The organism is Gluconobacter sp. Dm-44 (genome assembly GCF_018256175.1).
GTDB classification, from domain to species: domain Bacteria; phylum Pseudomonadota; class Alphaproteobacteria; order Acetobacterales; family Acetobacteraceae; genus Gluconobacter; species Gluconobacter cadivus.
The window spans coordinates 33762-44376 of record NZ_JAERLZ010000015.1; the positions used below are offsets into that span (position 1 = coordinate 33762).

Consider the following 10615-nt stretch of genomic DNA (forward strand, 5'->3'; position numbering starts at 1 on the left):
CGCCATGATCGGTTCTTCCGCCGCCGAACGCGCCGCGCGGCGTCTCACCCCTCTTTTCGGAGATCGCCTGACGGCCAACGCGACGGTCCGGAAGCATCACGCCCATGGCGAAGGGTGGCGTCACCCGGATCAGACCCTTCTGCCGGCTTATGTTCTGTTCGCCCGCACCACGCAGGACGTGTCGGACGCCTTGAAAATCTGTCATGAGGAAAATGTTCCTGTCATTCCCTTCGGCGGTGGAACCTCTCTTGAAGGACAGCTGACACCTGTTCCGGAGTGCATCAGTCTCGATCTTTCCATGATGACGGACATCCTCGATGTCTCGACCGAAAACCTGACATGTCGCGTTCAGGCTGGCGTGACACGGCAGGATCTGAACCTCCATTTACGGACACAGGGCCTCTTCTTCCCGGTCGATCCCGGCGGAGAGGCAACCTTTGGTGGAATGTGCGCCACCCGGGCCTCCGGAACCGGTGCCATGCGTTATGGCACCATGCGGGCGAATGTCCTGGGCCTGACGGCCGTTCTGGCCGATGGGCGCATCCTTCATACAGGCGGTGCCGTCCGCAAGGCTGCCACGGGCTATGATCTGACCGGCCTGCTCATCGGGTCGGAAGGCACGCTGGCCGTGCTTACGGAAGTGCAGGCGCAACTCCATCCCATCCCCGAAGCCGTAGGCGCTGCGGTCTGCCAGTTTCCAACACTGGCCAGCGCCGTGGAAACGGCCGTTCTTGTCATCCAGTGCGGTCTGACCGTCGGACGGATGGAACTGCTCGACGATATCCAGATGGATGCCTGCATTCAGTATTCCCATCTTGAGGGCTATGAGGCCCTCCCCACCATGTTCTTCGAACTGACAGGTTCACCCGCCAGTGTTGCGGAACAGGAAGCCGTGCTGCGAGATCTTGTGGAAGGTCAGGGCGGACAGTCTTTCCGCTGGGCCACCGCTACTGAAGAACGTAACAGTCTCTGGAAAGCACGCCATGATGCTTTCTGGGCCTGTATGGCGTATCGCCCCGGTTACAAAGGCATCACAACCGACGCCATTGTCCCCATTGCCGCCCTGACGGAACTCATGACAGGCGCCAGATCCGATATTGACGCTTCCGGCCTGCTAGCCCCCATTGTCGGCCATGTCGGTGACGGCAATTTCCACACTGTCATTCTGATCCCGCCCAATGACGCGGATGCCGAAAAACGTGCCCTCGAACTGGACCATAAAATCATCCGCCGCGCCCTCTCACTCGGCGGTTCCGCAAGTGGCGAACACGGAATCGGTCTAGCAAAGCAGCTCTTCATGACAGAAGAGCACGACCCCGCAGCCCTCTCCGTCATGCGCGCCATTAAAACCGCTCTGGACCCGAAGAATATTCTCAACCCCGGAAAACTCGTTCCCGCAGACGCCCCATGACCCTCTGTCACATCCGTCTGAACAGCCTCCCTGGCACCCTCTGGAAGAACGGCGCCGGCATAACCCGACTGCTGATTGAACGGCCTGAATGGAGACTGAGCGTCGCCACCATAAGCCGGGTTGCGCCATTCTCCAGCTTCCCGGGTCTGTTCAGACAAATGGGACTTCTGGCGGGAAATGGCGTTCGTCTTCTTCCCACGTCCGACACACTGCCTCTTGTTTTAGGCCAACTCGGTGACCTCATCCAGTTTGACGGAACCCTGCCTCTGACGGGTATGCCTCTTGACGGTCCAGTCGAGGTTCTGAATCTCATGCGCCCTGTAGACAGAAACGGTCCGAACCTGATCACGATCACACCAGGAAATCCCCCGGCGGGGAGCCTGCGGGGTTTTATCCCCGTCACGGGAGAGTGGAACGTCCTGACGCACCAGCAGCACGACACACTCGCTTATGGCGACGTTTTTCTCAGCGAACTTCCGTTTAAACTGACCATCCTGAAACCGGGTCAGATCGCCTACGGTATCAGCTGACAGGCCGAAGCATCGCCCTGCCCTGAGACCGAAGCGACGCAACATCGACCATCCCGCCCAGACGCAGGACATCGCGGATCTCGTCGCCCAGCCCGTTCACCAGACTGCGAACCCCTCTCTCGCCCCCCGCGGCAAGCGCCCAGGCCCAAGGGCGCCCGATCCCTACGGCCTGAGCACCCAGCGCCAAAGCGGTGACAACATCCCCACCCCAGCGAACACCTCCGTCCAGAATGATCTCCGTCTCGCCCTTAAGGGCTTCGGCAATATCCGGCAGGACGGAAAGCGATGACGGGGCCGGGTCCATCTGCCGCCCCCCATGATTGGAGATGATGACCGTCTGCGCGCCCGCTTTCTGACAGGCCAGCGCATCGCCTGCATCCATGATTCCCTTGACAGCAAGCTGCCCCGGCCAGACAGACCGCAGCCACTCCAGATCCTTCCAGGTCAGGGTTGGATCAATCTGGGACGCTGCATTTCTGGCCTGTTCCATCAGCGTGTTCCCCATGCCGTAGGGCGCCAGATTGCCGATTTTCGGCATCCCGTTCCTCAGCATCCCCGCCGTCCAGCGCGGATGCGTGGCCATGGACAGGATATGCCGCAGGGACGGACGCGTCAGATTGCGAAAACCATTGCGGACGTCGCGCAGCCGGAGCGGCGTGATCGGCGTATCAACCGTCAGGATGATGGTCCGGATGCCGCAGTCCTCCGCCCGACGCAGCATGTCGCGGGTCATCCCCCGGTCGCGAAAGACATAGATCTGTGCCGCGAGCGTTACCCCAGACACCCGGGAGAGCGTCTCCAGCGACTGGATGGCGAATGTAGACACCGCCATCGGCAAACCCGCCGAAGCCGCGACCCGCGCAGCCCGGAGTTCGCCGTCCGGACACATGAGGCCGCCAAACCCCAGCGGTGCGAACATGAAGGGAAGCCGGTGCGTGCTTCCCAGAAAAGGCGCGGACAGATCGCAGGCTGAAACATCAACCAGACATTTCGGAACAACCGCCCAGCGGTCAAAGGCCAGACGATTGGCGCGGACGGTACGCTCCGAATGAGAACCGCCATTTACGTAATCACGAAAAATACGGGGAAGAACCCTATCAGCCCGACGATGCAGCGCCGCGATGCCATGATGGTTCATCCCCGTTATTCTCCCGATCTGATCAGTCTTCAAAAACAGGCAGGGGGACACCCGACCCGACACAGTCTTTCAGAGCGCCGTCGATAATAAGCGTACGGGCCGCTTCCATATCCGGCGTAAACAGGCGGTCCTGCGCAAAGAAAGGCACAGTTTTCCGCAATGTCTTCGCGACGGCAAGCAGTGGCGAAGACGTTTCAAGGGGGGCTAGGAAATCAAGCCCCTGTACGGCCGCCAGATACTCAACCGCAATGATCGTCCGGACATTATCCACGATATCGCCGACACGACGCGCGGCAAACGTCGCCATGGAGACGTGATCCTCCTGATTGGCCGAAGTCGGCAGACTGTCCACGCTCGCCGGATGCGCCAGCGTCTTGTTTTCGGACGCCAGAGCCGCAGCCGTGACCTGTGCGATCATGAAGCCCGAATTCAACCCGCTGTCCTGCACCAGAAATGGCGGAAGGCCACTCATCTGCGCATCGACCAGCAGCGCCAGACGCCGCTCTGCAATCGCGCCCACCTCGGACACGGCAATCGCCATGAGATCCGCAACTATGGCCACAGGCTCGGCATGGAAATTACCACCCGAAATCATTTCGTCCGTATCCGGGAAGTGGATCGGATTGTCCGAAACCGCATTCGCCTCGATCACCAGAACCCGCGCCGCCTGACGCAGATTGTCCAGACACGCTCCCATGACCTGAGGCTGACACCGCAGGCAGTATGGGTCTTGAACGCGCTCGTCATCTTCAAGATGCGACGCGCGGATGGCAGAGCCTTGCATCAGCGAACGATAAACCGCGGCGCACTCGATCTGTCCCCTCTGTCCGCGCAGTTCATGCAAACGTGGATCGAACGGCGCATCCGTGCCGCGCGCCGCATCAAGCGTCAGGCCGCCTGTAATGAGCGCCGCGTGAAACAGACGCTCGGCATCCAGAAGCGCTGCAATCGCCAGCGCGGTAGAGGCCTGCGTGCCATTCAGAAGAGCCAGACCTTCCTTGGCTCCCAGAACCAGAGGTTCCAGTCCGGCAGCTTTCAGAGCCTCGTCACCCTTCAGGCGCTGCCCCTCGTAAAATGCCTCGCCCTCGCCGATCACCACAGCCGACATATGCGCCAGCGGAGCCAGATCGCCCGAAGCCCCGACCGATCCCTTTTCCGGAATGACGGGCACGACCCCCCGGTTCAGCATGTCCAGCAGAAGCTGCACAATCTGCGGACGCACACCCGAATAGCCACGCGCCAGTCCATTGGCCTTGAGCAGCAGGATGAGCCGGACCACACGCTCCGGCATCGGCTGGCCGATCCCCGCAGCATGGCTCAGCACCAGATTGCGCTGAAGATCTCGCAGGCGGTCATCGGGAATGCGGGTTTTCGCGAGTTTTCCGAAACCCGTATTCACCCCATAAACCGGCTCGCCACGCCCGACGATACGCTCCACGGATTCCGCTGCACGTTGCAGAACCTCGAAGGTCGCATCGTCAAGGCGAACATCCATCTGCCCGAAATAGAAGCCCCGCAGATCGCTAAGCGTGATCTTGCCAGGCGTGAGTGTAAAAATGCTGGTCGTCATGATGGTCTCAGGCTCCGCGCGTGATCATGGGAAGGTCGAGGCCCTTCTCGCGGGCGCAATCTGTTGCAATATCGTAACCGGCATCAGCATGCCGCATGACCCCCGTAGCCGGGTCGTTCCACAGCACCCGTTCCAGACGCCGCGCCGCATCGGGCGTACCGTCCGCTACGATCACCATGCCGGAATGCTGGGAGAAGCCCATGCCGACGCCGCCACCATGGTGCAGCGACACCCAGGTCGCGCCCGATGCCGTGTTCAGAAGCGCATTCAGCAGCGGCCAGTCGGATACGGCATCCGAGCCGTCCCGCATGCTCTCGGTCTCACGGTTCGGACTGGCCACCGAACCACTGTCCAGATGATCACGACCGATCACGATCGGGCCCTTGAGTTCGCCACTGGCAACCATTTCGTTGAACGCCAGCCCGAGGCGGTGACGGTCCCCCAGACCAACCCAGCAGATACGCGAGGGCAGCCCCTGAAAGTGGATCTTTTCCCGGGCCATATCGAGCCAGTTGTGAAGATGCTTGTCGTCTGGCAGCAACTCTTTGACCTTCTGGTCCGTCTTGAAAATGTCTTCCGGATCTCCCGAAAGCGCAGCCCAGCGGAACGGACCGATACCCCGACAGAACAGCGGGCGGATATAGGCCGGCACGAAACCCGGGAAGGCGAAAGCGTCTTCCAGACCCTCATCAAAAGCCATCTGACGAATGTTGTTGCCGTAATCGAAGGTCGGAATACCCTGACGGTGGAATGCCACCATGGCCTCAACCTGAAGCCGCATGGACTCCCGCGCTGCCTTCTCGACTGCCGCCGGATTAGTAATCCGCATCTTTTCAGCCTGCTCCAGCGACCACCCCGCCGGCAGATAGCCATTCAGCGGATCATGCGCAGAGGTCTGATCCGTCACGCCATCCGGACGAATGCCGCGCCGCACCAGTTCGGGGAAGACTTCCGCGGCATTTCCGAGAAGCCCCACGGAAACCGCCTCACCTTTCGCACAGGCATCCTGAATGATGGCCAGAGCCTCATCAAGCGTATCGACCTGACGATCCAGATATCCCGTCTCCAGACGCTTGCGGATACGGGACGGTTCACATTCAACCGCCAGCATGGACGCACCGGCCATGACAGCTGCCAGAGGCTGGGCACCACTCATGCCGCCCAGACCGCCCGTCAGGATCCAACGCCCTTTCAGGCTGCCGCCATAATACTGGCGTCCCATTTCCACGAAGGTCTCGTATGTCCCCTGAACGATGCCCTGCGAGCCGATATAGATCCACGACCCCGCCGTCATCTGCCCATACATCATGAGCCCGGCCCGATCGAGTTCGTTGAACTTCTCCCAGGTGGCCCAGTGCGGCACGAGATTGGAGTTCGCGATCAGCACACGCGGGGCATCCGCATGCGTCCGGAACACGCCAACCGGCTTACCGGACTGCACCAGAAGCGTCTGGTCATCTTCCAGATCGCGCAGCGCCTCGACAATCCTGTCGTAGCAGTCCCAGTTTCGGGCAGCCCGACCGATACCACCATAAACAACGAGTTCGGATGGCTTTTCCGCGACCTCGGGATCCAGATTGTTCATCAGCATTCTGAGCGCCGCCTCTGTTTGCCAGCTTTTTGCCGAACGCTCAGGGCCAATCGGGGCGCGGATGACACGATCATTCGAAAGGCGGTTGCCGGGATCACTCATGGGCTTCATCCTGTATGAACTTGTATATACCAATACTCAAATCGCTCTGCGGAATTGTCAATCCATTTATGAAATGACATCGGGATTTATTTTCCCGAATGTGCCGTCTCCGGCCTCCAACACAACGCAGTTTCAAGCAGACTGTCGATCATCCGGGACAGGCGCACCGCTTTCTCCAGATCAATCGGCCACGGCGCCTCTTCGCTCCGCAAATAAGTGGACTGCGCAATTTCGAGCTGGATCGCATGGATTCCATGCTCGGGCTGCCCATAATGTCGCGTCGTGTATCCGCCCTTGAAACGGCCATTGACGACGTGGCTGTACCTCACATTCGCAGCCAACCGTTTTTCCAGAAGCGTCTGGAGTTCCCCGCCACAGGACTGCCCGCTATTGGTCCCCAGATTCAAATCCGGAAGCGCACCCTCAAACAACCGGGGAATCGTGGATTTGATGGAATGCCCGTCCCACAGAACCGCCCATCCCCATTTCTGGCGCAATCTTTCAAGCTCTTGCGCAACCGCATCATGGTAGGGGCGCCAGTACGTTTCCCGGCGCTCGGCGATCTCACTTTCGTCAGGTGCCTGCCCAGCCCTATAAATGGGCTGCCCGTCAAATGTCAGCGATGGCACAAGCCCCGTGCTTGGACGTCCCGGATAAAGTGCCGCATCATCCGCGCCCCGGTTCAGATCCACCACATAACGGGAATGATTGGCCTTCAACACGCCCAGGCCCTTCGACAAGGCGCCTGCATAAAGATGCTCCATATACCAGTCGGTATCGGGCAACTGACGCCCGCGCTCTGTCATACGCCGCTCCATGCCAGGGGCCAGATGAGAGCCGGAATGAGGGAAGGTCACGAGCACCGGCATGGTCCCGCGAACAAAGGAAAAAATATCCGTCATGGTCAGGATTTCCTTATGGAATCAGAGATCGAGAAGAACCCGCACGGTACGTCGGAACGCCGCCGTTACGGCGTCATGGTTCAGGTGTCGTCCATCGCGCACGCACCACTGACCACCACACAGCACATCTTTCACGGGAGGCTGGCGTGATCCAAAAACAGCAGCATCAAGAACGGCATCGTCCTGAAGATACGGCAGCGGCAACAGGTCCTCATCCAGCACGCAGAGATCAGCCCGCGCTCCGACAACCAGCCCCCAGGACTCCAACCCACAGGCACGACGTCCGCCATCCAGCGCCTGCCGATATAGCCATCCCCCCGTAGATCCCAGCGCCTCGGCCGGGAGAGCCGCGCATCGCGTCTGCGTAAAAAGTCTCTGACCGTATTCCAGAGTCCGTAACTCTTCCCAGGGGCTGATCAGCACATTGCTGTCGCTCCCGATTCCGAAACGGCCTCCCGCATTCATATAAGATGCCAGCGGGAACAGACCGTCTCCCAGATTGGCTTCCGTAATCGGACAGAGCCCCGCCACAGCTCCGGAACGCGCCATATCCACAACTTCGGAAGAGGACAAATGGGTCGCATGAACCAGACACCACCGCTCACCCACATCCGCCTGAGACAAAAGATATTCCACAGGCCGCGCGCCGACGGAGGCAATGCACTCCTCCACTTCCTTCTGCTGCTCGGCCACATGGATATGCACCGGCCCTGTCTGCGCAGACAGAAGATCTGCAACCGTCTTCAGATCAACCGCCCGCAGCGAATGCAGTCCCAGCCCTACAGAGAGTAGCGGCGTTTCCGACCAAGCCGACCGGGTCTCGCTGATGATCTTCTCAATGAGTTCAGGCGTAGTCGCGAAACGCTCCTGCGCCTCCTGCAAAGGACGACCATCAAAGCCGCCGCGCTCATAAAGCGTCGGCAAAAGCGTCAGGCCAATCCCAACCGCATGCGCCGCCTCCCCTAACCGCAGAGACATTTCCGCCACCTGCCCATAGGACGCGCCACTCTGCGCATGATGCAGATAGTGAAACTCCGCGACCTGCGTATATCCAGCCGTCAGCATTTCCATATACAGGTAGCTTGCAATATCCTGCATCTGCTCGGGCGAAATGCGATGGGCAAGCTGATACATCAGCCGGCGCCAGGTCCAGAACGTATCCGCCGGATTCTGACGGCTTTCAGCCAACCCTGACATAGCGCGTTGAAACGCATGAGAATGGAGGCTCAGCTGTGACGGAACAACAATCGCTTTGCGTACAGCCCCGTCAGGCACATCGGCGTCCGGGACGATTGCGTCAAACCGTCCGGCAGAAGAAACAGAAATCCTTACATTTCTACGCCAGCCGTCCGGCAGAAGCGCCTGCTCAGCAAACAGTTCCATAACCTCAACATTCCTTCCCTCAGCACACGGAAAGTCTTTGCTTTTTCCATTGGTTGCATGATGATAATGGAATTATAAGACTTGTATATACCACCACAGCGGATTTGATGCCGCAAGGAAGAAAGCGAATGTGGGATACGCTCTGGACAGACATTCATGTCGCAACTGCCGATCCGGCACTGATGTCGGAAAAGGACGGTTATGGCTGCATCCACAACGCGGCCATCGGTATTGAAAACGGACGGATCTGCTGGGTCGGGGCCGCCCGCGACCTTCCTGAAGCTCCACAGGCTCTGGCACATGATATCCGTTCGGGACATGGCCTCTGGATGACGCCCGGCCTTGTGGATGCCCACACCCATGTCATTTACGCTGGCGATCGCAGTCTGGAATTTGCGGAACGTCTCAATGGCGTCTCATACGCAGAAATCGCGCGCAAGGGCGGCGGCATTCTCTCGACGGTCAACGCAACCCGCAGCGTATCTGAAAACGAACTCTTCGACGTAACGGCCCGCCGCGTACGCCGCATGATTACCGAAGGCACGACGACCGTCGAAATGAAGTCTGGCTACGGCCTTACTTTGGAAGACGAACTTAAACAGCTCCGCGTTGCCCGTGCCATCGGGAACGCCCTGCCTATACGCGTTCACGCAACCTTCCTCGGCGCACATGCCCTGCCACCGGAATTCAGGGACCGTCAGGACGATTATGTCTCCCATCTCATCACGGACATTCTCCCTCAGGCCGTGGAAGAAAAGCTGATCGACAGCATTGACGGTTTTTGTGAAAATATTGCTTTCACCACCGATCAGATCGAACGCCTCTTCATGGCGGCACATGAGCTGGGAATTCCCGTCCGTCTCCATTCCGAACAGCTCTCGAACAGTGGGGGAACAAGGCTGGCTGCCCGCTACGGCGCCCTTTCGACCGACCATCTGGAATATGTCGTGGAAGACGATGTTATGGAACTCGCCAAAGCCAGCACGGTCGCCATGCTGCTCCCCGGAGCTTTCTACTTCATTCGGGAAACGCGCATACCGCCCGTGGACCTGTTCCGAAAACACAATGTTCCGATGGGACTTGCTACGGATTGCAATCCCGGAACCTCTCCAAGCGTCAGTCTCACCGGTATCATGAACATGGCCTGCACCCTCTTCCGCATGACCCCGGAAGAGGCGTTTTCCGCCGTGACCCGGATCGGCAGTCAGGCGCTCGGCCTTCAGAACATCACCGGCACGCTCACAACAGGAAAGGCCGCAGATATGCTTCTATGGGATATCGCCGGGCCACACGAACTTTCATACTGGATCGGAGGCAGAAGACCGCTTCATCGAATTTTTGACGGTAAACTGGACCCTGTGATATAAAATTACATCATCTTATCCATACAACCTCTTGTCTTAATTACAGTTTCGCCAGGATGTTTTTGGGATTGCCGCTCTCTAGCTGAAGGACAGCCCGCGACATGAAGATAGACGTCTCCCGGGAACGATCTCCTGCCCGTTACGAGCAGGTCAAAATTTATATTACCGAGCGTATTCAGGACGGAGAATGGAAAGAGGGTCAAAAACTTCCTTCCGAGAGCGAACTGGTCGAACTCCTCGGCGTCTCCCGCATGACGGTCCATCGGGCACTTCGCGAACTCATGACCGAAGGAATCGTGGTCCGCGCGCAGGGTGTGGGAACATTTGTCTCACGCCCTGCCCCGAAGGCCGATCTGTTGGAACTTCACGATATTGCCGATGACATTCTGAGTTCAGGCCATGTCCACACCGCCCAGGTCATCACACTGGAAGCCATCCGTGCTGACATCGACCTCGCATTTTCCTTCGATATGCGGCCAGGGAGCAAGCTGTTTCACTCGGTGATCGTCCATTTCGAAGATGATATCCCGCTGCAGGTAGAAGAGCGTTTCGAGCAGCTTGGCGTAATCGCTCATAAAGGCAGTTTTCGACCGTTTCCTGCGGATTATTCCGACTTCCCGACCC

Annotated in this window: 9 protein-coding genes; 4 read left to right on the forward strand and 5 right to left on the reverse strand. The window is 59.0% G+C overall.

Going from position 1 to position 10615, the window contains the following annotated elements:
- Positions 1 to 4: 4 nt before the first annotated feature.
- Positions 5 to 1411 (forward strand): FAD-binding oxidoreductase, encoded by a 1407-nt coding sequence (locus JK213_RS13715; protein ID WP_194263208.1) that lies wholly within the window; start codon positions 5 to 7, stop codon positions 1409 to 1411.
- A complete protein-coding gene (locus JK213_RS13720) occupies positions 1408 to 1941 on the forward strand; it encodes a HutD family protein (protein ID WP_194263207.1) in 534 nt (177 codons plus the stop codon). Before JK213_RS13715 ends, JK213_RS13720 begins: the two co-directional genes overlap by 4 nt.
- Here the strand turns inward: JK213_RS13720 and JK213_RS13725 are convergent.
- The 5 genes from JK213_RS13725 to JK213_RS13745 form a co-directional block, all read right to left on the reverse strand.
- Complete coding sequence (locus JK213_RS13725; protein WP_194263206.1) at positions 1934 to 3079, reverse strand: alpha-hydroxy acid oxidase; 1146 nt, start codon at positions 3077 to 3079, stop codon at positions 1934 to 1936. The genes JK213_RS13720 and JK213_RS13725 overlap by 8 nt on opposite strands.
- Before the next feature lie 22 nt (positions 3080 to 3101).
- A complete protein-coding gene (hutH, locus tag JK213_RS13730; protein ID WP_194268948.1) occupies positions 3102 to 4649 on the reverse strand; it encodes a histidine ammonia-lyase in 1548 nt (515 codons plus the stop codon).
- Between the two features lie 7 nt (positions 4650 to 4656).
- Entirely contained in the window at positions 4657 to 6342 is a 1686-nt protein-coding gene (gene hutU, locus JK213_RS13735) for a urocanate hydratase (protein ID WP_194263204.1), read from the reverse strand.
- An 86-nt stretch (positions 6343 to 6428) separates the two neighbouring features.
- Positions 6429 to 7244: an N-formylglutamate deformylase gene (hutG, locus tag JK213_RS13740; RefSeq protein ID WP_194263203.1), complete on the reverse strand. Its 816-nt coding sequence runs from the start codon at positions 7242 to 7244 to the stop codon at positions 6429 to 6431.
- Between the two features lie 21 nt (positions 7245 to 7265).
- Positions 7266 to 8627 (reverse strand): formimidoylglutamate deiminase, encoded by a 1362-nt coding sequence (locus JK213_RS13745; protein WP_194263202.1) that lies wholly within the window; start codon positions 8625 to 8627, stop codon positions 7266 to 7268.
- A 128-nt stretch (positions 8628 to 8755) separates the two neighbouring features.
- Here JK213_RS13745 and hutI point away from each other — a divergent pair, with 128 nt between their 5' ends.
- Both hutI and JK213_RS13755 read left to right on the forward strand, forming a co-directional pair.
- Positions 8756 to 9994, forward strand: a complete 1239-nt coding sequence (gene hutI, locus JK213_RS13750; protein ID WP_194263201.1) for an imidazolonepropionase — start codon at positions 8756 to 8758, stop codon at positions 9992 to 9994.
- A gap of 98 nt (positions 9995 to 10092) precedes the next feature.
- On the forward strand, positions 10093 to 10615 hold a 523-nt coding region (locus tag JK213_RS13755), incomplete at its 3' end, for a GntR family transcriptional regulator (protein WP_249200648.1).